This window comes from Rhizobium sp. 01N424, assembly GCF_056399485.1.
The window spans coordinates 241,697-264,215 of record NZ_JBFTRK010000005.1; the positions used below are offsets into that span (position 1 = coordinate 241,697).

At 61.0% G+C, this 22,519-nt stretch carries 22 protein-coding genes and 3 tRNA genes; 21 read left to right on the plus strand and 4 right to left on the minus strand.

The features are described 5' to 3' along the window. Positions 1-154: 154 nt before the first annotated feature. Both AC1DNK_RS15945 and AC1DNK_RS15950 read right to left on the minus strand, forming a co-directional pair. Positions 155-1,141: an aldo/keto reductase gene (locus tag AC1DNK_RS15945; RefSeq protein ID WP_477942081.1), complete on the minus strand. Its 987-nt coding sequence runs from the start codon at positions 1,139-1,141 to the stop codon at positions 155-157. A 91-nt stretch (positions 1,142-1,232) separates the two neighbouring features. After that, positions 1,233-1,739, minus strand: coding sequence for a DUF3833 family protein (locus tag AC1DNK_RS15950; protein WP_477942084.1), 507 nt, complete (start codon positions 1,737-1,739; stop codon positions 1,233-1,235). Positions 1,740-1,818: 79 nt separating this feature from the next. On the opposite strand from AC1DNK_RS15950, the gene AC1DNK_RS15955 reads away from it, so the two are divergent. Continuing rightward, positions 1,819-2,241 carry a (R)-mandelonitrile lyase gene (locus AC1DNK_RS15955; RefSeq protein ID WP_477942085.1) on the plus strand — a complete coding sequence of 141 codons (423 nt, stop codon included), beginning with the start codon at positions 1,819-1,821 and terminating at the stop codon, positions 2,239-2,241. A 42-nt stretch (positions 2,242-2,283) separates the two neighbouring features. On the opposite strand, the gene AC1DNK_RS15960 is transcribed toward AC1DNK_RS15955, so the two are convergent. After that, a complete protein-coding gene (locus tag AC1DNK_RS15960) occupies positions 2,284-2,889 on the minus strand; it encodes a class I SAM-dependent methyltransferase (protein WP_477942087.1) in 606 nt (201 codons plus the stop codon). A gap of 122 nt (positions 2,890-3,011) precedes the next feature. Beyond that, a tRNA-Val gene (locus AC1DNK_RS15965) sits at positions 3,012-3,087 on the minus strand. A 399-nt stretch (positions 3,088-3,486) separates the two neighbouring features. Here AC1DNK_RS15965 and AC1DNK_RS15970 point away from each other — a divergent pair. The 20 genes from AC1DNK_RS15970 to AC1DNK_RS16065 all read left to right on the plus strand — a co-directional run bounded on the left by AC1DNK_RS15970 (position 3,487) and on the right by AC1DNK_RS16065 (position 22,519). Further along, positions 3,487-3,563 (plus strand) — tRNA-Asp (locus AC1DNK_RS15970). Positions 3,564-3,613: 50 nt separating this feature from the next. Continuing rightward, a tRNA-Asp gene (locus AC1DNK_RS15975) sits at positions 3,614-3,690 on the plus strand. A 246-nt stretch (positions 3,691-3,936) separates the two neighbouring features. Beyond that, positions 3,937-4,302 (plus strand): NADH-quinone oxidoreductase subunit A, encoded by a 366-nt coding sequence (locus tag AC1DNK_RS15980; protein WP_112389750.1) that lies wholly within the window; start codon positions 3,937-3,939, stop codon positions 4,300-4,302. Next, the gene (locus AC1DNK_RS15985) at positions 4,293-4,877 is read left to right on the plus strand and encodes a NuoB/complex I 20 kDa subunit family protein (protein ID WP_112389670.1); all 585 of its coding nucleotides are present in this window, start codon (positions 4,293-4,295) and stop codon (positions 4,875-4,877) included. Before AC1DNK_RS15980 ends, AC1DNK_RS15985 begins: the two co-directional genes overlap by 10 nt. Positions 4,878-4,895: 18 nt before the next feature. Further along, complete coding sequence (locus AC1DNK_RS15990; RefSeq protein WP_112389671.1) at positions 4,896-5,498, plus strand: NADH-quinone oxidoreductase subunit C; 603 nt, start codon at positions 4,896-4,898, stop codon at positions 5,496-5,498. Between the two features lie 68 nt (positions 5,499-5,566). Then, complete coding sequence (locus tag AC1DNK_RS15995; RefSeq protein ID WP_477942088.1) at positions 5,567-6,757, plus strand: NADH-quinone oxidoreductase subunit D; 1,191 nt, start codon at positions 5,567-5,569, stop codon at positions 6,755-6,757. Further along, positions 6,757-7,032 carry a hypothetical protein gene (locus tag AC1DNK_RS16000; protein WP_477942089.1) on the plus strand — a complete coding sequence of 92 codons (276 nt, stop codon included), beginning with the start codon at positions 6,757-6,759 and terminating at the stop codon, positions 7,030-7,032. The genes AC1DNK_RS15995 and AC1DNK_RS16000 overlap by 1 nt, the downstream gene beginning before the upstream one ends. A gap of 16 nt (positions 7,033-7,048) precedes the next feature. Further along, positions 7,049-8,176: an NADH-quinone oxidoreductase subunit E gene (locus AC1DNK_RS16005; protein ID WP_477942091.1), complete on the plus strand. Its 1,128-nt coding sequence runs from the start codon at positions 7,049-7,051 to the stop codon at positions 8,174-8,176. 10 nt (positions 8,177-8,186) lie between these two features. Beyond that, positions 8,187-9,491 carry an NADH-quinone oxidoreductase subunit NuoF gene (gene nuoF, locus AC1DNK_RS16010; protein ID WP_112389675.1) on the plus strand — a complete coding sequence of 435 codons (1,305 nt, stop codon included), beginning with the start codon at positions 8,187-8,189 and terminating at the stop codon, positions 9,489-9,491. Beyond that, positions 9,492-10,109, plus strand: coding sequence for a 5' DNA nuclease (locus tag AC1DNK_RS16015; protein WP_477942092.1), 618 nt, complete (start codon positions 9,492-9,494; stop codon positions 10,107-10,109). A gap of 225 nt (positions 10,110-10,334) precedes the next feature. Continuing rightward, positions 10,335-12,416 (plus strand): NADH-quinone oxidoreductase subunit NuoG, encoded by a 2,082-nt coding sequence (gene nuoG / locus AC1DNK_RS16020; protein WP_477942093.1) that lies wholly within the window; start codon positions 10,335-10,337, stop codon positions 12,414-12,416. Positions 12,417-12,428: 12 nt separating this feature from the next. Then, positions 12,429-13,472: an NADH-quinone oxidoreductase subunit NuoH gene (gene nuoH, locus AC1DNK_RS16025; RefSeq protein WP_112389678.1), complete on the plus strand. Its 1,044-nt coding sequence runs from the start codon at positions 12,429-12,431 to the stop codon at positions 13,470-13,472. A 40-nt stretch (positions 13,473-13,512) separates the two neighbouring features. Further along, positions 13,513-14,004: an NADH-quinone oxidoreductase subunit NuoI gene (nuoI, locus tag AC1DNK_RS16030; RefSeq protein WP_112389679.1), complete on the plus strand. Its 492-nt coding sequence runs from the start codon at positions 13,513-13,515 to the stop codon at positions 14,002-14,004. A gap of 143 nt (positions 14,005-14,147) precedes the next feature. Further along, positions 14,148-14,762: an NADH-quinone oxidoreductase subunit J gene (locus tag AC1DNK_RS16035; RefSeq protein WP_112389680.1), complete on the plus strand. Its 615-nt coding sequence runs from the start codon at positions 14,148-14,150 to the stop codon at positions 14,760-14,762. Between the two features lie 24 nt (positions 14,763-14,786). Next, positions 14,787-15,095 (plus strand): NADH-quinone oxidoreductase subunit NuoK, encoded by a 309-nt coding sequence (nuoK, locus tag AC1DNK_RS16040; protein WP_018900202.1) that lies wholly within the window; start codon positions 14,787-14,789, stop codon positions 15,093-15,095. Between the two features lie 7 nt (positions 15,096-15,102). Next, the gene (nuoL, locus tag AC1DNK_RS16045; RefSeq protein ID WP_477942095.1) at positions 15,103-17,100 is read left to right on the plus strand and encodes an NADH-quinone oxidoreductase subunit L; all 1,998 of its coding nucleotides are present in this window, start codon (positions 15,103-15,105) and stop codon (positions 17,098-17,100) included. Then, positions 17,100-18,611, plus strand: a complete 1,512-nt coding sequence (locus tag AC1DNK_RS16050; RefSeq protein WP_310298467.1) for an NADH-quinone oxidoreductase subunit M — start codon at positions 17,100-17,102, stop codon at positions 18,609-18,611. Before nuoL ends, AC1DNK_RS16050 begins: the two co-directional genes overlap by 1 nt. Before the next feature lie 18 nt (positions 18,612-18,629). After that, positions 18,630-20,075, plus strand: coding sequence for an NADH-quinone oxidoreductase subunit NuoN (nuoN, locus tag AC1DNK_RS16055; RefSeq protein ID WP_112389751.1), 1,446 nt, complete (start codon positions 18,630-18,632; stop codon positions 20,073-20,075). Continuing rightward, positions 20,075-20,839 carry a biotin--[acetyl-CoA-carboxylase] ligase gene (locus tag AC1DNK_RS16060; RefSeq protein ID WP_477942097.1) on the plus strand — a complete coding sequence of 255 codons (765 nt, stop codon included), beginning with the start codon at positions 20,075-20,077 and terminating at the stop codon, positions 20,837-20,839. Before nuoN ends, AC1DNK_RS16060 begins: the two co-directional genes overlap by 1 nt. A 9-nt stretch (positions 20,840-20,848) precedes the next feature. After that, positions 20,849-22,519: a ribonuclease J gene (locus AC1DNK_RS16065; RefSeq protein WP_477942099.1), complete on the plus strand. Its 1,671-nt coding sequence runs from the start codon at positions 20,849-20,851 to the stop codon at positions 22,517-22,519.

The following is a 22,519-nucleotide window of genomic DNA, read 5'->3' on the forward strand; positions in this document are numbered from 1 at the left end:
CCAAGTCCTTGGGCCGAAGGGACTCCTCTCGCCGCGCAGACGCGCGTCGGCTGGATTCCTGTGACGAGCACAGGAATGAGGGAGGAAGATGGAGTGCCAAACAAAAACGGCCGGGCAATAACCCGGCCGTCTCTCATTCCAATATACTCAAACCCTACCAGCGGTGATGCACATGCGGTGCGATCAGCCGCTCGTAGATCTCGCGTGTCGCCGCCATCACGTCATGCGAAATCGGCGCAAGGCTGGCAGCCTCGGCATTGGCCTTGGCCTGCTCGCCATTGCGCGCGCCGGGGATGACTACGGTGACTGCCTCATGCATCAGGATCCAGCGCAGTGCGAAGGCCGCCATCGTGGCACCCTCGGGCACCAGCTTGCGCACTTCCTCCACAGCCTGCAGGCCAACCTCGAAGGGAACGCCGGCGAAGGTCTCGCCGACATCGAAGGCTTCGCCGTTGCGGTTGAAATTGCGGTGGTCGTCGCTGGCGAACTTGGTGTCGCGGGTGATCTTGCCGGACAGCAGGCCGCTGGCCAGCGGTACGCGGGCGATGACCGCGACATTCTTGCGGCGGGCTTCCTGGAAGAACAGGTGATCAGGACGCTGGCGGAAGATGTTGTAGATGATCTGGATGCTTTCGACGCCGGGGAATTCGATCGCCTTCAGTGCTTCCTCGACCTTCTCGACGCTGACGCCGTAACCCTTGATCTTGCCTGCCTTCTGCAGCTCGTTCAGACCTTCGAAGACTTCGGCGCGGTAGAGCACTTCCGTCGGCGGGCAGTGCAGCTGCACGAGGTCGAGGCTCTCGACTTCGAGATTCTTCAGGCTGCGATCAATGAAGCCTTCGAGATTGGCCTTGGTGTAACCGTCGGCGACATGCGGGTTGAGGCGGCGGCCGGCCTTGGTGGCGACCATCGGCCGTTTGCCGCCGCGGCTCTTCAAGACGTCGGCGACGATCTTTTCCGAGCGGCCGTCGCCATAGACGTCTGCGGTGTCGATGAAGGTCATGCCGGCATCGAGCGCCGCGTTCAGCGCCGCGCGCCCGTCAGCCTCGCTGACATCGCCCCAGGAACCGCCGATCTGCCAGGCACCGAAGCCGACATTGGTGACCGAAAACGGCATGCGGCCGAAACTATGTTCTTTCATGGAAATCTCCCTCGTGATGAAACTGCATCGCAACTAGCAGCCGCCGCAAATGGCGGCAAGCGTGCGACCGCAAGGGAGATAGGGCAGGGCGTCACTTCTTCGAGAAGGTCACGCGGACGGTGGCGACCGGGAAGCCGAATTTGCTGACCCAGGCGGTATTCAACAGCGTGCCGTCAGGCTGGCGCCGGATCGTGTCGTGGAAGCGCACGATGTTCTGGTTCGGCCCCGGCGCGATGTCGACGAGATAGCTGTAGCGCGCCACGTCGCCCTTGACGGTAACCTCCGCGGGACCAACGACATCCTCCCGGGTGCCGCTGTAGCGGCCGGGCGCCGTTTTGACGAATCGCCAGGTTTTGCGCTCGCGAACGCCATCCGCGTAGACAAAGTCTTCGCGAAGCGTGAGCCGCTTTCCGTTCCAGCGGCCGGTGAGCGCCACGCGGAACTTGCGATCGACGCCGTTGATCGCCTTGAACTCGCCATCGGCCACGCTTCTGCCGGCAAAGAAATCCTCGAGCGCGAAATCGCGCGCGCTTGCCAGGTGCGGCAGGGCGACGATGGCAAGCATGGCGGCGATAATGATGAGACCTGTGCGGCGCATGGTCTTCCTCCACTTCAAATCAGCCTGTTCCTGACCTACGTTTCGGCTAACGCACCGGATCAATCGCAGGAGAATCAAAATGGATATCAAGCAGGCCGGGTCGCGGCCCTCGACCAGGCCATCCGCCGACTATTTCACCGGCACCGTCCGCCTCGATCCGATCGTCGAAGGCCCGGATCCGGCGCGGGTGCGCGCCGCCACCGTCACCTTCGAACCGGGCGCCCGCACGGCTTGGCATACACATCCGCTCGGACAGACGCTGATCGTGACCTCGGGACGAGGCCTGGTACAGGTCTGGGGACAGGACATCCGCGAAATCCGCACTGGCGACGTCGTCTGGTTCGAGCCCGGCGAAAAGCATTGGCATGGTGCAGCACCCGACACGGCGATGAGCCACATCGCCATCCAGGAGGCGCTGAACGGTTCCCCGGTCGATTGGATGGAGCATGTCAGCGACAATCAATATGCAGGAAAGAGCTGGACCGTCTCGCGCCAGGCCTAGGCGGAAGTGGGCGATCGGCGGTCTGCCGATCGCCGCGCGGCGTCAGAGCCGCTTCAGGCAGTAGGAAAAATGCGCATGTGATTCGACGGTCAGGAACTCGAACTGCCAGCCGTAATCCTTGCAGAACTTGGTGACCGCCTCGACGACGCCATAGACGATCGGCTTGACCGTATTCCCGGTGCAGAAATCATGCCCGGCAATCCGCCCCGTCCGCTTCACTTTCTTCTCGCAAAGCAGCAATTCCTGCCAGGTGAGCTCGAAGGAATGGTCGGTGTCGATATAGGCCCAGTCGAGAAACCAGTCCTCGAATTCGGCCAGCTTCTCCAGCGAGGTACCCTGCATCAGCTTGACCTGACCAGAGGCGATTTCGGCCTCGAACTTCGTGTGGACGTCGTGCAGGCCGGAGCTATAGCGGTCCATCCCCCAGGGATCGATGAGGAAAAGCTGGGACGGCCGATTCTTCTCGATGATCTCGGCGGTGTATTCGCCGAAGGCAACGCCCACCTCGACCCCGATTCCGCCATTCGGAATGCGATAGAGCAGCTCGCCGCGATCCGGAAGAAGCCTGGCATTCTCCATATGGTGGGCCGAAAGCTGGGTCCGCGGCATCGCCGCACGCTGCGCCTGCCGTTCTTCGCGTGTCTTCATGATTCTCGCCTTATCCGGGGCAATTCCATTTCACTGACTGCCAAGTAGCCGAAAGACGCAGGAGCGCCAACATCGGAGCCACGATGCGCGATCAAATATCTGAGATTTTATTGGAAAAAGAATGGTGGGCGATGAGAGACTCGAACTCCCGACATCCTCGGTGTAAACGAGGCGCTCTACCAACTGAGCTAATCGCCCTCGCGTCACGAAGCCTGTTCGGCCCGCCGCGTCGGTGGCCGTGATCTATGCGGATCGGGAAAAAACCGCAAGAGTGTTTGTGAAGATTTTTTGATTTTTTTGGAAAGGGCGCGGCAACGCAGGCTTTTCGGCTTGTGGAAAAGGGAAGAGGAGTACGTGGGCGGGTAACGCCGGGCGGATCTCTATATAGGGATCGGTGCGAGAAGGCCCCGCGCGGCGTCTGCTTCGCGCGAACTTTCAGACACTTGCGCGCTGCATCCAAAACAATTTCCGTGCTGTCATGGATTTGTCTCCAAACCTGCTTGACACTCAAATGCGAACCCCTTAGTTAGCCGCTCATCGAAGCGGCGAGCCCGCCTCGGTAAGGAAGCGAAAGCCTCCGGATTGCTTGAAATGAATGCGGGTGTAGCTCAGTTGGTTAGAGTGCCGGCCTGTCACGCCGGAGGTCGCGGGTTCGAGCCCCGTCACTCGCGCCATTTCAAAGCAAGTGCTGAAAGGCACATTCCGGTCATCGCCTCCGCAATGCGCGGGTGTAGCTCAGTCGGTTAGAGTGCCGGCCTGTCACGCCGGAGGTCGCGGGTTCGAGCCCCGTCACTCGCGCCATTTTCTCCTCCAAGCCATGCAGAATTTCGTGGGCTGCCATGCAGCCTTCCGCAACCTAAGCGGATTTGTCGCGACATCGTTGCATCTGCTTGATAATGTCGCATCATCGTAGCTTGAATTGGTCTTCTAAAAGTCTTGCGCCGTGGCTCAGCCTGCGCTAACCACGGCTTGTTGCAACGCACGTTCGCTTGCCGGGCATTTGCCCATTGCGCCGCCCGGCGCAGCCGGCAAGCAGGGATGAACATGATGACTGAACTGCTCGGTAATTACATTCCGATCGCTATTTTCATTGGTATCGCTCTCGTTATCGGCCTGGCCCTTCTGATTGCGCCGTTCGCCGTTGCCTTCAAGGCGCCTGATTCGGAAAAGCTCTCTGCTTACGAATGCGGTTTCAATGCCTTCGACGATGCCCGCATGAAGTTCGACATCCGCTTCTATCTCGTGTCGATTCTCTTCATCATCTTCGACCTCGAAGTCGCCTTCCTCTTTCCTTGGGCCGTTTCCTTCGGCGCCATCGGCTGGTTCGGCTTCTGGTCCATGATGGTCTTCCTCTTCGTGCTGACCATCGGCTTTATCTATGAATGGAAGAAGGGAGCCCTGGAATGGGAGTGACCCCAGCCGGCAATCAGCCGCTCGTTTCTCAGGCCCCGAAGGGGATCATCGATCCCTCGACCGGCAAGCCGATCGGCGCCAATGACGCCTTCTTCGGCGAAATCAACAATGAGCTCGCCGACAAGGGCTTTCTCGTCACCTCGACCGACGAGCTGATCAACTGGGCCCGTACCGGATCGTTGATGTGGATGACCTTCGGTCTCGCCTGCTGCGCCGTCGAAATGATGCAGTTGTCGATGCCGCGTTACGACGTCGAGCGCTTCGGCTTTGCGCCGCGCGCTTCGCCCCGCCAGTCCGACGTCATGATCGTCGCCGGTACGCTGACCAACAAGATGGCGCCTGCGCTCCGCAAGGTCTATGACCAGATGCCCGAGCCGCGTTACGTCATCTCGATGGGCTCCTGCGCAAACGGCGGCGGCTACTATCACTATTCCTATTCGGTTGTTCGCGGCTGCGACCGCGTCGTGCCGATCGACATCTACGTGCCGGGCTGTCCCCCCACGGCAGAGGCTCTGCTTTACGGCGTGCTCCTGCTGCAGAAGAAGATCCGGCGCACCGGCACGATCGAGCGGTAAGGGTTAAGGACAAGACATATGAGCGAAGCCCTCACTGAGCTGTCGTCCTATATCTCGGAAGCGCGTGGCAACCTGGTTGCCGCGTCGCAGCTGAAGTTCGGCGAATTGACCCTGACGACGACGGGTGAAAACCTGATCGCGCTGCTGACGTTCCTGCGTGACGATGCCAAGTGCGGCTTCGTCAACATGATCGATATCTGCGGCGTCGACTGGCCGCAGCGCGAGCTGCGGTTCGATGTCGTCTATCACCTTCTGTCTCCGAAGCAGAACCTGCGTATCCGCATCAAGGTCGCGACCGACGAGGACACGCCGGTCCCCTCGGCCTGCGCCGTTTATCCGGGCGCCGACTGGTTCGAGCGCGAGACTTGGGACATGTACGGCGTTCTCTTCACCGGCCATCCGGATCTGCGCCGCATCCTGACCGACTACGGTTTCGAAGGTCACCCGCTGCGCAAGGACTTCCCGACGACCGGTTTCGTCGAAGTCCGCTATGACGACGCCGCCAAGCGCGTCGTTTACGAGCCGGTGGAGCTGAAGCAGGAATTCCGCAACTTCGACTTCATGTCGCCATGGGAAGGCACGGATTATGTGCTGCCGGGCGACGAAAAAGCGAAGCAGTAAATTTTGATAGTGGCTGGTGGGAAATCCCCGCCAGCTGCTGATTATCTGAGAACGCGAGCCCGATCGCCATGACCGAACATAACGTCCGCAACTTCAACATCAATTTCGGACCGCAGCATCCGGCGGCGCACGGCGTTCTTCGTCTTGTCCTGGAGCTTGACGGCGAAATTGTGGAGCGTGTCGACCCGCATATCGGCCTGCTGCACCGCGGCACCGAGAAGCTGATCGAGACCAAGACCTATCTGCAGGCCGTTCCGTATTTCGACCGTCTCGATTACGTCGCGCCGATGAACCAGGAGCATGCCTATGCCCTGGCAGTCGAAAAGCTGCTCGGCATCGATATTCCGATCCGCGGCCAGCTGATCCGCGTTCTCTACTCGGAAATCGGCCGTATCCTCTCGCATCTGCTGAACGTCACGACGCAGGCGATGGACGTCGGCGCGCTGACGCCGCCGCTCTGGGGCTTCGAAGAGCGCGAGAAGCTGATGGTGTTCTATGAGCGTGCCTGCGGCGCGCGCATGCACGCTGCCTATTTCCGTCCGGGCGGCGTCCACCAGGATCTGCCGGAAGATCTCGTCGAGGATATCGGCAAGTGGTGCGACCAGTTCCCGGGCAAGCTCGATGACATCGATGATCTGCTCACCGGCAACCGCATCTTCAAGCAGCGTAACGTCGATATCGGCGTCGTCTCGCTGGAAGATTGCTGGGCCTGGGGTTTCTCGGGCGTCATGGTGCGCGGTTCGGGTGCTGCCTGGGACCTGCGCCGTTCGCAGCCCTACGAATGCTATTCCGATCTCGAATTCGATATCCCGATCGGCAAGAACGGCGACTGCTACGACCGCTACCTGATCCGCATGATCGAAATGCGCGAATCGGTCCGCATTATGAAGCAATGCGTCAATCGCCTGCTTTCCGACGCGAAGACCGGTCCGTTCTCGTCCGTTGACGGCAAGGTCGTGCCGCCGAAGCGTGGACAGATGAAGCGCTCGATGGAAGCGCTGATTCACCACTTCAAGCTCTATACTGAAGGCTATCACGTACCGGCCGGCGAAGTTTACGCCGCTGTCGAAGCGCCGAAGGGCGAGTTCGGCGTCTACGTGGTGTCCGATGGCAGCAACAAGCCGTACCGCTGCAAGATCCGCGCCCCGGGCTATGCCCACCTTCAGGCGATGGACTTCATGTGCCGCGGCCACCAGCTGGCCGACGTCGCAGCCGTTCTCGGTTCGCTCGACATCGTCTTCGGTGAGGTTGACCGCTGATGAAGCTCATCGTGCTATCGGCCGCTGCGCTCCTCGTTGCCTCCTCGGCCTTCGCCCAGGACAATACGCAGGGATTCGGCCCGAAGCTCGGTGCGGAAGAGATAACGCCGCCAAGCGGTCAGGCCACGATCGGGGAGCTCGTTTCCAAGGGCTACCAGATCAAGGCCGCCGTTCCGAACGGCAAGAAATTCGTAGTGTTTTTGCAGAAAGACCAGTCGGCCTACGCTTGTGAGATGCAGTCTTTGACGGCCTCGCGGTGTGGGACCCTAAACTGACAAGGCGTGAGGAAGAATGTCCGTTCGTCGACTAGCCGAAGATCAATTCCAGCCTGCCGCATTCGCCTTCAATGACGAAAACGCGGTCTGGGCGGATAAGACGATCCAGAAATATCCCGCAGGCCGTCAGCAGTCCGCGGTCATTCCGCTGCTGATGCGAGCGCAGGAGCAGGACGGTTGGGTCACGCGGGCGGCGATCGAAAAGGTCGCCGACATGCTTGACATGGCCTATATCCGCGTCCTCGAGGTCGCGACCTTCTACACACAGTTCCAGCTGGGTCCCGTCGGTACGCGCGCCCATGTTCAGGTTTGTGGCACCACGCCCTGCATGCTGCGCGGTTCGGAAAAGCTGATGGGCGTCTGCCGCAGCAAGATCCACCAGCACCCGTTCGAGCGCAACGCCGAGGGCACACTGTCCTGGGAAGAGGTCGAGTGTCTCGGGGCCTGCGTCAACGCGCCGATGATCATGATTGGCAAGGACACCTACGAAGATCTGACGCCTGAGCGTCTCGAAGAGATCATCGATACGTTCAACGCCGGCAACGGCGCGAGCGTTAAGCCCGGTCCGCAGATCGATCGTCACTTCTCGTCGCCGGAAGGTGGCCCGACCTCGCTTCTGACCGAAGAGCCGAAGGCCAAGGCAAAGACCTCGGCGAAGAAGGCTGATGCCGATGCCGTCAGTGTTCCGCCGTCGGAAGCTGCGCGTCCGAAGAGCACCGATGCAGAGACCAATGCCGCGCTGAAGACGCCTGTCACGGCGCCGAAGGCTGCTGCGAAGAACGCCGCTGCTGAGGCTGCACCCGCTGCCGCTGAAAAGCCTGCCAAGGCCGCCGCTGCTCCGGCCGCTGCCAAGCCGTCGCTGGAAGACAAGAACCGTCCGGCCGGCATCGCAAAGCCTGCTGCGCCTGACGATCTCAAGCTGATCTCCGGCGTTGGTCCGAAGATCGAAGCTATTTTGAACGAACTCGGCATCTTCACCTTCGCGCAAGTCGGCGCGTGGAAGAAGGCTGAACGCGAATGGGTCGATGGATACTTGAATTTCAAGGGCCGCATCGAGCGCGACGACTGGGTCAAGCAGGCCAAGGCGCTCGCCAAGGGCGGTGAAGCGGAATATATCAAGGTCTTCGGCAAGAAGCCGCGGTAAGAGGTGAAGCATGTTACAAGATAAAGACCGCATCTTTACCAATATCTACGGCCTCAAGGACAAGTCCCTGAAGGGCGCGATGAGCCGCGGCCACTGGGACGGTACCAAGCAGATCCTCGAAAAGGGCCGCGACTGGATCATCAACGAGATGAAGGCTTCCGGCCTTCGCGGACGTGGCGGCGCAGGCTTCCCGACCGGTCTCAAGTGGTCCTTCATGCCGAAGGAATCCGACGGCCGTCCGCACTATCTCGTCGTCAATGCCGACGAATCGGAACCCGGCACCTGCAAAGACCGCGATATCATGCGCCACGATCCGCATACGCTGATTGAAGGCTGCGTTATCGCCAGCTTCGCCATGGGCGCCAACGCCGCCTATATCTACGTCCGCGGCGAATATATCCGTGAGCGTGAAGCCCTCCAGGCCGCGATCGACGAATGCTACGACGCCGGTCTGCTCGGCAAGAGCAACAAGCTCGGCTACCCGATGGACATCTACGTCCACCACGGCGCTGGCGCCTATATCTGCGGTGAAGAAACCGCGCTGCTCGAAAGCCTGGAAGGCAAGAAGGGCCAGCCGCGCCTGAAGCCGCCGTTCCCGGCAAACATGGGTCTCTACGGCTGCCCGACGACCGTCAACAACGTCGAATCGATCGCCGTTGCGCCGACCATCCTGCGCCGCGGCGCCGGCTGGTTCTCGTCGATCGGCCGTCCGAACAATGTCGGCACCAAGCTGTTCATGCTCTCGGGCCACGTCAACAAGCCGTGCACCGTCGAAGAAGAGATGGGCATCACCTTCCGTGAGCTCGTCGATCGCCACGCCGGCGGCATCCGCGGCGGCTGGGACAACCTGCTCGCCGTCATTCCGGGCGGCGCATCGTGCCCGATCGTTCCGGCCAAGGACATCATCGACTGCCCGATGGACTTCGATGGCCTTCGCGCCGTCGGCTCCTCGTTCGGTACGGCCGCCGCGATCGTCATGGACAAGTCCACCGACGTCATCAAGGCGATCGCCCGTATCTCGGCCTTCTTCAAGCATGAGAGCTGCGGCCAGTGCACGCCGTGCCGCGAAGGCACCGGCTGGATGTGGCGCGTCATGGAGCGCATGGCTAAGGGCAACGCCCAGAAGCGCGAAATCGACATGCTGTTCCAGGTCACCAAGCAGATCGAAGGCCACACCATCTGTGCGCTTGGCGATGCTGCCGCATGGCCGGTCCAGGGTCTGATCCGCAATTTCCGTCCGGAAATCGAAGCGCGTATCGATCAGTACACGGCAAGCGCCATGGATCACGGCGCTGTTCTGGAAGCTGCGGAGTAAATGATGGCCAAGGCATCTGGCGGCAATGACAAGGAAGGGGCAGCCGATTTCTCGGCTGACTTCGGCCGTCTTGCTGCCGAGATGCTGGAAAATGCCAAGGCAATGCCGATCCATCCGCTGATGGCCCATCCGGCCGCGGCGATGGCAGCGGCAACCGCCGTCGGCATCGGCTTCTCGACACAGATGGCCGGCGCCTTCTTCGGAGCGCTGCAGGGCGCCTTCGAGGCGACCAGCCGGATTGCCGAGGCACTCGACGAAACGCCGCCGCAGGCTGCAAAGCCAGAGGTTCGCATCAAGCCGGAAAACATCCGTCCGGCGGCCGTGCGCAAGGCGAAGCTCTCGATCGTCGCGGCCGAGGAGCCCAAGGCCCAGGTTGCGAAGAAGCCGGTGAGCCGCGCCAAGAAGGCCGACGACCTGAAGCTGATTTCGGGCATTGGTCCGAAGCTGGAGCAGGTTCTGAACGCCAGGGGCATCCGTACCTTTGCGGCGATTGCCGCCTGGAGCGATGCGGAAGCGGCAGGCGTTGACGCCGATCTCGGCTTTGATGGCCGGATCGCCCGCGACGACTGGCGTGGTCAGGCAAAGGCGCTCGCGGCGAAGGGCCGCAAGCGAAGCTGAATTTTTCCGGCTGACCCAAGCGGCCGGAGGGAATAAGGCAGGCATGGCGGGGCAGGGGCCTCGTTAACGGCAGGCCGATCGGGTCTCGGGTTCCCCGGGGCCGGGGAAAGACAATTTGGGCGACGCCGATGCCTGCGGGGACGAAATCCCGCCTGGCAGCGGTCATGTTGCAGAATAGGTTTGTTTGCCGCCATCCGGCGAACGGGAAACAGGACTTGAGTGACGATGGCAAAACTGAAGATTGACGGCAACGAGATCGAGGTCCCGGATCACTACACGCTCATCCAGGCGTGTGAGGAAGCCGGCGCTGAAGTTCCGCGCTTCTGCTTCCATGAGCGGCTGTCGGTCGCCGGCAATTGCCGCATGTGCCTCGTCGAGGTGAAGGGTGGCCCGCCGAAGCCGCAGGCTTCCTGCGCCATGGGTGTGCGCGATATCCGCGGCGGCCCGAACGGCGAACTGCCTGAAGTTTTCACCAACACGCCGATGGTCAAGAAGGCCCGCGAAGGCGTGATGGAATTCCTGCTGATCAACCATCCGCTAGATTGCCCGATCTGCGACCAGGGCGGCGAGTGCGACCTGCAGGACCAGGCGATGGCCTTCGGCATCGACACCTCGCGCTATCAGGAAGACAAGCGCGCGGTCGAAGACAAGTATATCGGACCGCTCGTCAAGACGGTCATGAACCGCTGCATCCACTGCACGCGCTGCGTCCGCTTCACCACGGAAGTTGCCGGTATCTCCGAGCTTGGCCTGATCGGCCGCGGCGAAGATGCCGAAATCACCACCTATCTCGAGCAGGCGATGACCTCCGAGTTGCAGGGCAACGTCGTTGACCTCTGCCCGGTCGGCGCCCTGACCTCCAAGCCTTTCGCCTTCACGGCCCGGCCGTGGGAACTGAACAAGACTGAGTCGATCGACGTCATGGACGCGCTCGGTTCGGCGATCCGCGTCGATACCCGCGGCCGCGAAGTCATGCGCGTCATGCCGCGCGTCAACGACCAGATCAACGAAGAGTGGATCTCCGACAAGAGCCGCTTCATCTGGGACGGCCTGAAGACGCAGCGCCTCGATCGTCCTTACGTCCGCAAGAGCGGCCGCCTGCAGCCGGCAACCTGGGCCGAAGCCTTCTGCGCCATCAAGACGGCAGTGGCTGGCACGAACGGCGAGAAGATCGGCGCGATTGCCGGCGACCTCTCCACGGTCGAAGAAATGTACGCATTGCAGGAACTGGTAAAGTCGCTCAGTTCCGAGAACCTCGACTGTCGCCAGGATGGGACGGCACTTGATCCGTCGCTCGGCCGCGCAAGCTACATCTTCAACCCGACCATTCAGGGCATCGAAGAAGCCGACGCGCTGTTGATCATCGGCGCCAACCCGCGCTTCGAAGCGGCCGTTCTCAACGCCCGCATCCGCAAGCGCTGGCGCCGCGGCGGTTTCCCGATCGGTGTGATCGGCGAAGCCGGCGACATGCGCTACGATTACGAATATCTCGGCGCTGGCCCGGATACGCTGAAGGATTTGGTCGATGGCAACCACGCCTTCGCCAAGGTTCTCGCTGATGCCAAGAAGCCGCTGATCATTATCGGCCAGGGTGCTCTCTCGCGTGTTGATGGCGCCGGTGTCCTCGCCAGCGCTGCCAAGCTCGCAGGCACGGTCGGTGCTGTTGCCGACGGCTGGAACGGTTTTGCAGTCCTGCACACGGCAGCGGCCCGCGTCGGTGGCCTCGACCTCGGCTTCGTGCCGGGCGCTAAGGGCGTCAACGCCGCGGATATGCTGTCCTCCATGGACGTGCTCTTCCTGCTGGGCGCAGACGAACTCGATTTCACTAAGAAGGCAGCGAAGTTCACGGTCTATATCGGCTCGCATGGCGACCAGGGCGCGCATAACGCCGACGTCATCCTTCCGGCTGCTGCTTATACCGAAAAGTCCGGTACCTGGGTCAACACCGAAGGCCGCGTCCAGATGGGCAACCGCGCCGGTTTCGCACCGGGCGATGCCCGCGAAGACTGGGCGATCCTGCGTGCGCTTTCCGACGTGCTCGGCAAGAAGCTTCCCTTTGATTCGCTTGGCGAATTGCGCGGCAAGCTCTATGCGGCATTCCCGCATTTCGCAGCCGTCGACGAGATCGCCGAAAGCGACAGCGCCAAAATTGCCGCAGTTGCGAAAAAAGCCGGGAAGATGAACAAATCCGGGTTTGCTTCACCGGTCAAAGACTTCTATTTGACGAACCCGATCGCGCGCGCCTCGGCTGTCATGGCCGAGTGCTCGGCATTGGCCCGCAACAACTTCAAAGTCGCGGCAGAGTAAGGGCAGGGGACTATGGAATCGTTTGTTTCAACTTATGTCTTGCCTGGCCTCATCATGGTCGGTCAGTCGCTGCTCATGCTTGTCTGCCTGCTGGTCTTCATCGCATACATCCTGCTTGCCGACCGTAAGATCTGGGCTGCCGTTCAGCTGCGCCGTGGACCCAATGTGGTTGGTCCCTTCGGTCTTTTCCAGTCCTTCGCCGACCTTTTGAAGTTTGTCTTCAAGGAGCCGGTCATTCCGGCCGGCGCCAACAAGGTCGTCTTCCTGCTGGCCCCGCTGGTCACCGTGCTTCTGGCTCTGTCGACCTGGGCGGTCGTGCCGGTCGCCAACGGCTGGGTCATCGCCAACATCAATGTCGGCATTCTCTATATTCTGGCGATCTCGTCGCTCGAAGTGTACGGCATCATCATGGGCGGCTGGGCTTCGAACTCGAAGTATCCGTTCCTTGGCGCGCTCCGCTCGGCAGCGCAGATGGTTTCGTATGAAGTCTCGATCGGCTTCGTCATCGTCACCGTTCTTCTCTGCGTGGGTTCGCTGAACCTGACCGACATCGTCATGTCGCAGCAGACCGGTCTCGGCACCAAGCTCGGCCTGCCCAGCTCGTTCCTCGACTGGCACTGGCTGTCGCTGTTCCCGATGTTCATCATCTTCTTCATCTCGGCGCTCGCTGAAACCAACCGTCCGCCCTTCGACCTTCCGGAAGCGGAATCGGAACTGGTTGCTGGCTTCATGGTCGAATATGGCTCCTCGCCATACATGATGTTCATGCTCGGCGAATATGCTGCCATCTGCCTGATGTGCTCGCTGACGACGATCCTGTTCCTCGGCGGCTGGCTGCCTCCGGTCGATTTCTGGCTGATCAATTGGGTCCCGGGCATCATCTGGTTCATGCTGAAGTCGTGCTTCGTGTTCTTCATGTTCGCGATGGTCAAGGCTTTCGTGCCGCGCTACCGCTATGACCAGCTGATGCGCCTCGGCTGGAAGGTCTTCCTTCCGCTGTCGCTCGCCATGGTCGTCATTGTTGCATTCGTGCTGAAGCTGATGGGATGGGCGTGATCATGTCCTTCCTCGGTTCCAGCAAATTTGGAGGTTGAAGATGGCCAGCTTGTCCAACGCCGTCAGCTCGCTGTTCCTCAAGGAATTCGTCGGCGCATTCTTTCTGTCGATGCGCTACTTCTTCAAGCAGAAGGCGACGATCAACTACCCGTTCGAAAAGGGTCCGGTCTCTCCGCGTTTCCGCGGCGAACACGCACTGCGCCGTTATCCGAACGGCGAAGAGCGCTGCATCGCCTGCAAGCTCTGCGAAGCGATCTGTCCCGCTCAGGCGATCACCATCGAAGCCGGCCCGCGCCGCAATGACGGCACGCGCCGCACGGTGCGTTACGACATCGACATGGTGAAGTGCATCTATTGCGGCTTCTGCCAGGAAGCTTGCCCTGTTGATGCGATCGTCGAAGGCCCGAATTTCGAATTCGCCACCGAGACCCGCGAAGAGCTTTACTTCGACAAGCAGCGGCTTCTCGACAATGGCGACCGGTGGGAACGTGAAATCGCGCGCAACATCGCGATCGACGCTCCGTACCGTTGATTGAAATTTGAAATGCCGCAGGGCTGGCACTCGCCGCCCGCGGTCAACATGCACCGGAGCTTTGCCGGCCCTTCACGGGTGACGAAGCTTCATCGGGCAGGGAAACTCCCGGCTGCCCGGGGGAAGATGAAAAAGGCACCAACATGGGTCTGCAGGCTCTATTTTTCTATCTTTTCGCCTTCGTCGCGATAGCGTCGGCGTTCATGGTCATCTGGGCAAAGAACCCGGTTCACTCGGTTCTGTTCCTGATCCTGACCTTCTTTAACGCCGCGGGCCTCTTCCTGCTGCTCGGCGCCGAGTTCCTGGCGATGATCCTGCTCGTCGTCTATGTCGGCGCGGTGGCGGTTCTCTTCCTCTTCGTGGTCATGATGCTAGACATCGACTTCACGGAGCTGCGTGCGGGCGTTCTCGAATATGCGCCAATCGGCGCGCTGATCGGCCTGATCCTCGCAGCCGAGCTGATCGTCGTCGTCGGCGGCAGCGTGATCTCGCCCGAGATCGCCAAGACCGTCGCCATGCCGATCCCGGCGCTGACAGAACGCACCAATACGGCGGCCCTCGGCGACGTGCTCTATACGAACTACGTCTACTTCTTCCAGATCGCCGGCCTGGTGCTTCTGGTCGCCATGATCGGCGCGATCGTGCTGACGCTCAAGCATCGCACCAATATCCGCCGCCAGAATATTTCCCAGCAGGTTGCCCGCACGCCGGCGACCGCCGTCGAGGTGGTCACCGTCAAGCCGGGGCAGGGTGTCTAAGGACAGGTATAAGGAACAAAGAACATGGTCATCGGTCTTTCCCACTACCTGACGGTCAGCGCCATCCTTTTCACGCTCGGCGTCTTCGGCATCTTCCTGAACCGCAAGAACATCATCGTCATCCTGATGTCGATCGAACTGATCCTGCTTGCGGTCAATATCAACATGGTCGCCTTCTCGTCGTTCCTCAACGACATCGTCGGCCAGGTCTTTGCACTTTTCATTCTGACCGTTGCGGCTGCAGAAGCGGCGATCGGTCTTGCAATTCTCGTTGTCTTCTACCGTAACCGCGGTTCGATCGCGGTCGAAGACGTCAATATGATGAAGGGCTGAGCGGCTCATGTTCCTCTATAAGGCTATCGTCTTTCTTCCCTTGATCGGCGCGATCATTGCCGGCCTTTTCGGCCGCGCAATCGGCGCCAAGGCATCGGAATACGTCACCAGCGGCCTGATGATCATCACCGCCGCTCTCTCCTGGTATGTGTTCTTCACGGTGGCGCTCGGCCATCCGGAAGGCGCCATCAAGGTGGATGTACTGCGCTGGATCCAGTCCGGCGGCATCGACGTCTCCTGGTCACTGCGCATCGATACGCTCACCTCCGTCATGCTGATCGTCGTCAACACGGTCTCGACGCTGGTGCACATCTACTCGATCGGATACATGCATCATGATCCGCATCGCCCGCGTTTCTTCGCCTATCTGTCGCTCTTCACCTTCGCCATGCTGATGCTGGTGACCTCCGACAACCTGCTGCAGATGTTCTTCGGCTGGGAAGGCGTGGGTCTGGCCTCGTATCTCCTGATCGGCTTCTGGTTCAAAAAGCCGTCCGCTTCGGCCGCCGCGATGAAGGCTTTCATCGTCAACCGCGTCGGCGACTTCGGCTTCGTGCTCGGTATTGCCGGTGTCTTCGTGCTGTTCGGCGCCATCAACTTCGACACGATCTTCGCCAACGCCGCGAACTTCGCACCGCATGAAGGTGCCGAGGCTGCCAGCGAAGTGGTTCTGAACCTCTTCGGCATGCAGCTCGACAAGACGCATGCGCTGACGGCCGTCTGCCTGCTGCTGTTCATGGGTGCCATGGGTAAGTCGGCGCAGTTCCTGCTGCACACCTGGCTCCCGGACGCCATGGAAGGCCCGACCCCGGTTTCTGCGCTCATTCATGCCGCAACCATGGTTACCGCCGGCGTCTTCCTCGTCGCCCGCATGTCGCCGCTCTTCGAACTGTCGCATGATGCCCTGACCGTCGTCACCATCATCGGCGCGATCACCGCCTTCTTTGCGGCAACGGTCGGTCTGGTCCAGAACGACATCAAGCGCGTCATCGCCTATTCCACCTGCTCGCAGCTCGGCTACATGTTCGTGGCGCTCGGAGTAGGGGCCTATGGTGCGGCGATCTTCCATCTCTTTACGCACGCTTTCTTCAAGGCTCTGCTGTTCCTTTGCGCCGGTTCGGTCATCCACGCCGTCGATGGCGAACAGGACATGCGTTACATGGGCGGCCTGCGTCCGCGCATCAAGGTAACGTTCTGGATGATGATGATCGGCACGCTCGCCATTACCGGCGTCGGCATTCCGTTCACGCCGTTCGGCTTTGCAGGCTTCTTCTCGAAGGACGTCATCATCGAAGCTGCCTACGCGTCGCATTCGCCGGCCGCGGGCTTCGCCTTCACCATGCTCGTCATCGCCGCGCTGTTCACCAGCTTCTATTCCTGGCGCCTGATCTTCATGACCTTCTTCGGCAAGCCGCGCGCTTCTCACGAAGTCATGCATCACGTCCATGAATCGCCGCAGGTCATGCTGGTGCCGCTCTATATCCTCGCGATCGGCGCCGTCTTCGCAGGCTTCCTCTTCGAGGGCCGTTTCTACGGCGAAGAATATGCCGAGTTCTGGAAGGGCGCGCTGTTCACCTCCAAGGAGAACGAACTGCTGGAACACTTCCATCACGTTCCGGCTCTGGTGGCTCTGAGCCCCTTCATTGCCATGGTCGTGGGCTTCGTGATCGCTTGGTACATGTACATCAAGTCGCCTTCGACGCCGCGCGTTCTCGCCCAGCAGCATCGCGTGCTCTACCAGTTCCTCTTGAACAAGTGGTACTTCGACGAGCTCTACGACTTCCTCTTCGTCCGCTCGGCCAAGGCTCTTGGCAAGTTCCTGTGGCAGAAGGGTGATGTCGGCGTCATCGATACCTACGGTCCGAACGGCATTGCCGCCCGCGTCGTCGATGTGACGAACCGCGTGGTCCGCCTGCAGACCGGTTACCTCTATCACTACGCCTTCGCGATGCTGATCGGCATTGCGGCGCTCGTTACCTGGATGATGCTCGGGAGTTCCTTCTGATGACCGATTGGCCTATTCTTACAACGGTCACCTTCCTGCCGCTGGTCGGCGTGGTGCTTCTGCTGCTGATGAATGAAAACGGCCCGAATGGCCGCCGGAACGTGCTCAACATCGCGTTGTTCACGACCATCGTCACGTTCCTGCTGTCGCTTCTGATCTGGATCGGCTTCGATAACGCCAATCCGGGCTTCCAGATGATCGAGAAGCACGCCTGGCTCGGCACCGGCATCGGCTATCATGTCGGTATCGACGGCATCTCGATGCTGTTCGTCATCCTGTCGACCTTCCTCATGCCCTTCTGCGTGCTGGCCAGCTGGCTCTCGGTCGAGAAGCGCCTGAAGGAATACATGATCGCCTTCCTCATCCTCGAAGTGATGATGGTCGGTGTCTTCGTGTCGCTCGATATCGTGCTGTTCTACGTGTTCTTCGAAGCAGGCCTGATCCCGATGTTCCTGATCATCGGCGTCTGGGGCGGCGCGAACCGCGTCTATGCAAGCTACAAGTTCTTCCTCTACACGCTGCTCGGCTCGGTGCTGATGCTGCTCGCCATCATGGCAATGTACTGGCAGGCCGGCACGACCGATATCTCGGCGCTGCTCGCCTACAAGTTCCCGCCGCAGATGCAGACGTGGTTATGGCTGGCCTTCTTCGCCTCATTCGCGGTGAAGATGCCAATGTGGCCGGTTCACACCTGGCTTCCCGATGCGCACGTTCAGGCCCCGACGGCTGGCTCCGTCATCCTGGCAGGTGTGCTCCTGAAGCTCGGCGGCTATGGTCTGATCCGCTTCTCGCTCGGCATGTTCCCGGTGGCGTCCGATTTCTTCGCGCCGATGGTCTTTGCCCTGTCAGTCATCGCCATCATCTACACCTCGCTGGTGGCGATGATGCAGGACGACATCAAGAAGCTGATCGCCTACTCGTCGGTGGCGCACATGGGCTATGTCACCATGGGCATCTTTGCCGCCAACATGCAGGGCGTTCAGGGCTCGATCTTCCAGATGCTGTCGCACGGCATCGTCTCCGGCGCGCTCTTCCTCTGCGTCGGCGTTGTCTACGACCGCACCCATACCCGCGAGATCGCGGCCTATGGCGGCCTCGTCAACAACATGCCGAAATACGCGGTGGCGATGATGGTTTTCACCATGGCCAATGTCGGTCTTCCCGGCACCTCCGGCTTCATCGGTGAATTCCTCACCCTGATCGGCGTCTTCCGTGCCAACACCTGGGTTGCGCTGTTTGCGGCCACCGGTGTCATCCTTTCGGCTGCCTATGCTCTGTGGCTCTATCGCCGCGTGATCTTCGGCGCGCTGGAGAAGGAAAAGCTGAAGGCGCTTCTCGATCTTTCGCCGCGTGAGCAGTTGCTGCTCTACCCGCTGATTGCGCTGACCATCCTCTTCGGTGTCTATCCGGCCCCGGTCTTCGATGCGACGGCCGCTTCGGTGGATCTGCTGGTGAATAATTATACGGCCGCCGTACACGCAGCGCAGAACGTTGCGCTGTCGATGAATTGATGACGGGACTATTTGGACATGACCGCTGAAACCATTCTTGCAAGTCTGCATCTCGCCGCGCCGGAGCTGATCCTCGCGGTAGGCGCCCTTGTCCTTCTGATGATCGGCGTCTTTGCGGGCGAGCGTTCCGGGCGCATGGTGAGCGTGCTCGCCATGATCCTGTTTGCCGCCTCGGCGCTCTGGCTGATCTTCATCCCGTCCACGGGCCTCGCCTTCGGCGGTGTCTATCAGGCGGACGGCTTCTCCCGCTTCATGAAGGTGACGGCGCTGACCGGCTCCTTCGTGGCGCTCTTCATGTCGCTCGGCCTTGCCAAGGAAAACCAGCTCGACAAGTTCGAGTTCCCGGTTCTCCTCGTGCTCTGCACGCTCGGCATCATGCTGATGATCTCGGCAAACGATCTGATCGCGCTCTATCTCGGCCTTGAGTTGCAGTCGCTGGCGATCTATGTCGTCGCTGCGATCAACCGCGACAGCGTCAAATCGACCGAAGCCGGTCTGAAGTATTTCGTCCTCGGCGCGCTCTCCTCGGGCATGCTGCTCTACGGCATGTCGCTGGTCTACGGCTTCACCGGCCACACGCATTTCGCCGACATCGCCCAGGCGCTGAATGTTGAAGGCGCCCGTTCGCTGGGCCTGATCTTCGGTCTGGTCTTCATCCTCGCCGGTATCGCCTTCAAGATCTCGGCCGTGCCGTTCCACATGTGGACGCCTGACGTTTACGAAGGTGCACCGACCCCGGTCACGGCCTTCCTGGCCAGCGCGCCGAAGGTTGCCGCCATGGCCATGATGACCCGCATCGTCATCACCGCCTTCCAGCCGATCATGGCGGACTGGCAGCAGGTCGTCGTCTTCATCTCGATCGCCTCGATGCTCCTCGGTTCCTTCGCCGCCATCGGCCAGAAGAACATCAAGCGACTGATGGCCTATTCGTCGATCGGTCACATGGGCTATGCGCTGGTCGGCCTCGCCGCCGGCAACCAGACGGGCGTCTCCGGCGTCATGCTCTACATGGTCATCTACATGGTCATGACGCTCGGCTCCTTCGCGATCATCATGTCGATGCGCCGCAAGGATGGCACCGTCGTCGAAGGTATCGACGATCTCGCAGGTCTCTCCAGCACCAACCCGTTCATGGCGACCGTGCTGACGATCCTGATGTTCTCGCTGGCCGGCATTCCGCCGATGGCAGGCTTCTTCGCGAAGTACTTCGTCTTCGTCGCCGCCATCGAAGCCAAGCTCTATGCGCTGGCGATCATCGGCGTTCTGGCTTCGGTCGTTGGCGCTTACTACTACCTGCGCGTCATCAAGCTGATGTGGTTCGATGAAGCCAAGGGTGAGTTTGCCCGCGTCTCCGGCGCCCTCAAGCTGGTCTACGGTCTCTCCGGTCTGTTCGTTCTCGCCTATGTTCTCATCGGCGGTCCGATCGGCGGTGCGGCCGAGCTCGCGGCAGCGACGCTGTTCTGATGGTGTCTCCCATGCGCCGCCGGATATCGCTCGGCGATTTCCGGCATGAAGCGCTGCCGGAGACCCCGTCGACCAACACCGAATGCCTTGCCCGGGCCCGGGCAGGGGACAGCGGCCTCCTCTGGGTGACCGCAGTCAGGCAGACCGGCGGCCGCGGCCGCCGTGGACGCCCCTGGGTTTCCGAACCCGGCAATCTCTACGCCTCTCTCCTTCTGATTAATCCGGCGCCGATGGAGCGCATGGGATCTCTGCCGCTGGCGATTGCCGTCGCCGTGCATCAGGCCGTTCGCATGGTGCTGCCGCCGGCAGCCGAGCCCCTCGAAGTCAAGTGGCCGAACGATATCCTGATCGGCCGCAAGAAGACCTGCGGCATCCTCGTCGAGGGCGAACAGCTGCCGGATGGCCGCTACGCGCTGGTGATCGGCATCGGCATCAATGTTTCCGTCATGCCTGATAATCCGATGTATCCGGTGACCTGCATCAGGGAGCAGGGTGGCAGGGCTTCCCCTGAGGAATTGTTTGCCCATCTCTATGCCTCGATGGCCGAAGTTCTGGATATCTGGAACGAGGGCCGCGGCATCCGGGAGATTACCGCGCGCTGGCGCGATGTCGCCTGCGGCATTGGCGAGAAGATCACGGTGAATTTGCCGGACAGGTCGATTTCCGGCCAATTCGCCGGAATTGATGATAATGGGCTGTTGATGCTCGATACCGGCGCAGGCAGGATACTGCAGATCGCTGCCGGTGATGTTTTCTTTGGATAGTAGGACCTAATGGCGAAACAGGACGAACTGGTATTTCTTCCGCTGGGCGGCGTCGGCGAGATCGGCATGAATCTCGCGCTGTACGGCTATGGCCCCGCGGATCATCGCCAGTGGATCATGGTCGATTGCGGCGTGACCTTCCCGGGTCCCGATCTGCCGGGCGTCGATCTGGTGCTCCCTGATATCCGCTTTCTCGCCAAGGAGCGAAAGAGCCTCAAGGCGATCATCATCACCCATGCCCACGAAGACCACTACGGTGCGCTGGCCGATCTCTGGCCGGGCCTGAACGTCCCGGTCTACGCCTCGCCGTTCACGGCCGGGCTTCTCGAAGCCAAGCGCAATTATGAGAAGGACGCGATCGGCGAAGTGCCGGTGACGATCTTCAAGGCCGGCGATACGATCAATGTCGGCCCCTTCAGCATCGAAGGCGTTGCCGTCAACCACTCGATCCCCGAGCCGATGTCGCTGATGATCCGCACGCCGCTCGGCAATGTCATCCATACCGGCGACTGGAAGATCGACCACGAGCCGTCGCTCGGGCCGCTGACCGATGAGACCCGCTTCCGCCAGCTCGGCGACGAGGGCGTCCTGGCGATGATGTGCGATTCCACCAACGCGCTGCGCGACGGCGTCTCGCCATCCGAAAAGGACGTTTCCGCCAGCCTGCGCAAGATCATCGAGAATGCCGAGGGACGCGTGGCGATCACGACATTCTCCTCGAATGTCGGCCGTATCCGCACCGTCGCCGAGGCAGCCGAAGCCGCCGGCCGCGAGATCCTGCTGCTCGGTAGTTCGCTGAAGCGTGTCGTCGATGTCTCCCGCGAGCTGGGCCTGATGGAAGGCGTCAAGCCGTTCATCGCCGAAGACGAATACGGCTATATCCCGCGTGACAAGGTCGTGGTCATCCTGACCGGCAGCCAGGGCGAACCGCGCGCAGCGCTCGCCAAGCTGTCGCGGGACGAGATGCGCAATGTGGCGCTTGCCGCCGGCGATATCGTGGTCTTCTCCTCGCGCGCCATTCCCGGCAACGAGAAAGCCATTCAGGACATCAAGAACGGCCTCGTCGAGCAGGGCATTCACATCATCACCGACAGCGAAGCGCTGGTTCACGTCTCCGGTCATCCGCGCCGCAACGAACTGCAGAAGATGTACCAGCTGGTGCGGCCGAAGATTCTCGTGCCTGTGCACGGGGAGGCGACGCATCTGACGGCGCATAAGGAACTTGCCGAACAGTCGGGTATCAAAAGTGTTCCCCGTGTCCGCAATGGTGACCTGCTGCGCCTGGCGCCGGGTCCGGCAGAGGTCATCGGCGAAGTGCCGCATGGCCGCATCTACAAGGACGGCTCGCTGATCGGCGACTTCGAGGAAATGGGCATCGGCGATCGCAAGAAGCTCTCCTATGTCGGCCATGTCGCCGTGAACGTGCTGCTGGACAGCCGCTTCGACATCATCGGCGAGCCGGATGTCGTGGCCATCGGCCTGCCTGTCTACGACGATGAAGGCGATGAGCTGGAGGATACGCTTTATGACGCCGTCGTCGGCGCCATCGAGAGCATTCCGCGCGCCCGCCGCAAGGATCTGGACATGGTGCAGGAGGCCGCGCGCCGCGCTGTGCGCTCCGCCGCAAACCACGCCTGGGGCAAGAAGCCGGTTGTGACTGTCTTCCTCAGCAAGGTCTGA

Excerpts from the sequence above, each read along its gene's own strand:
- AC1DNK_RS15955 (WP_477942085.1), top strand. The coding sequence starts at position 1,819 with ATGGATATCAAGCAGGCCGGGTCGCGGCCCTCGACCAGGCCATCCGCC.
- AC1DNK_RS16015 (WP_477942092.1), top strand. The coding sequence starts at position 9,492 with ATGATGGCCAAGGCATCTGGCGGCAATGACAAGGAAGGGGCAGCCGAT.
- AC1DNK_RS15990 (WP_112389671.1), top strand. The coding sequence starts at position 4,896 with ATGAGCGAAGCCCTCACTGAGCTGTCGTCCTATATCTCGGAAGCGCGT.
- nuoN (WP_112389751.1), top strand. The coding sequence starts at position 18,630 with ATGACCGCTGAAACCATTCTTGCAAGTCTGCATCTCGCCGCGCCGGAG.
- nuoL (WP_477942095.1), top strand. The coding sequence starts at position 15,103 with ATGTTCCTCTATAAGGCTATCGTCTTTCTTCCCTTGATCGGCGCGATC.
- AC1DNK_RS15995 (WP_477942088.1), top strand. The coding sequence starts at position 5,567 with ATGACCGAACATAACGTCCGCAACTTCAACATCAATTTCGGACCGCAG.
- nuoH (WP_112389678.1), top strand. The coding sequence starts at position 12,429 with ATGGAATCGTTTGTTTCAACTTATGTCTTGCCTGGCCTCATCATGGTC.
- nuoF (WP_112389675.1), top strand. The coding sequence starts at position 8,187 with ATGTTACAAGATAAAGACCGCATCTTTACCAATATCTACGGCCTCAAG.
- nuoI (WP_112389679.1), top strand. The coding sequence starts at position 13,513 with ATGGCCAGCTTGTCCAACGCCGTCAGCTCGCTGTTCCTCAAGGAATTC.
- AC1DNK_RS16065 (WP_477942099.1), top strand. The coding sequence starts at position 20,849 with ATGGCGAAACAGGACGAACTGGTATTTCTTCCGCTGGGCGGCGTCGGC.
- AC1DNK_RS15945 (WP_477942081.1), bottom strand. The coding sequence starts at position 1,141 with ATGAAAGAACATAGTTTCGGCCGCATGCCGTTTTCGGTCACCAATGTC.
- AC1DNK_RS15980 (WP_112389750.1), top strand. The coding sequence starts at position 3,937 with ATGACTGAACTGCTCGGTAATTACATTCCGATCGCTATTTTCATTGGT.
- AC1DNK_RS16050 (WP_310298467.1), top strand. The coding sequence starts at position 17,100 with ATGACCGATTGGCCTATTCTTACAACGGTCACCTTCCTGCCGCTGGTC.
- AC1DNK_RS15960 (WP_477942087.1), bottom strand. The coding sequence starts at position 2,889 with ATGAAGACACGCGAAGAACGGCAGGCGCAGCGTGCGGCGATGCCGCGG.
- nuoK (WP_018900202.1), top strand. The coding sequence starts at position 14,787 with ATGGTCATCGGTCTTTCCCACTACCTGACGGTCAGCGCCATCCTTTTC.
- AC1DNK_RS15985 (WP_112389670.1), top strand. The coding sequence starts at position 4,293 with ATGGGAGTGACCCCAGCCGGCAATCAGCCGCTCGTTTCTCAGGCCCCG.
- AC1DNK_RS16060 (WP_477942097.1), top strand. The coding sequence starts at position 20,075 with ATGGTGTCTCCCATGCGCCGCCGGATATCGCTCGGCGATTTCCGGCAT.
- AC1DNK_RS15950 (WP_477942084.1), bottom strand. The coding sequence starts at position 1,739 with ATGCGCCGCACAGGTCTCATCATTATCGCCGCCATGCTTGCCATCGTC.
- AC1DNK_RS16005 (WP_477942091.1), top strand. The coding sequence starts at position 7,049 with ATGTCCGTTCGTCGACTAGCCGAAGATCAATTCCAGCCTGCCGCATTC.
- nuoG (WP_477942093.1), top strand. The coding sequence starts at position 10,335 with ATGGCAAAACTGAAGATTGACGGCAACGAGATCGAGGTCCCGGATCAC.
- AC1DNK_RS16000 (WP_477942089.1), top strand. The coding sequence starts at position 6,757 with ATGAAGCTCATCGTGCTATCGGCCGCTGCGCTCCTCGTTGCCTCCTCG.
- AC1DNK_RS16035 (WP_112389680.1), top strand. The coding sequence starts at position 14,148 with ATGGGTCTGCAGGCTCTATTTTTCTATCTTTTCGCCTTCGTCGCGATA.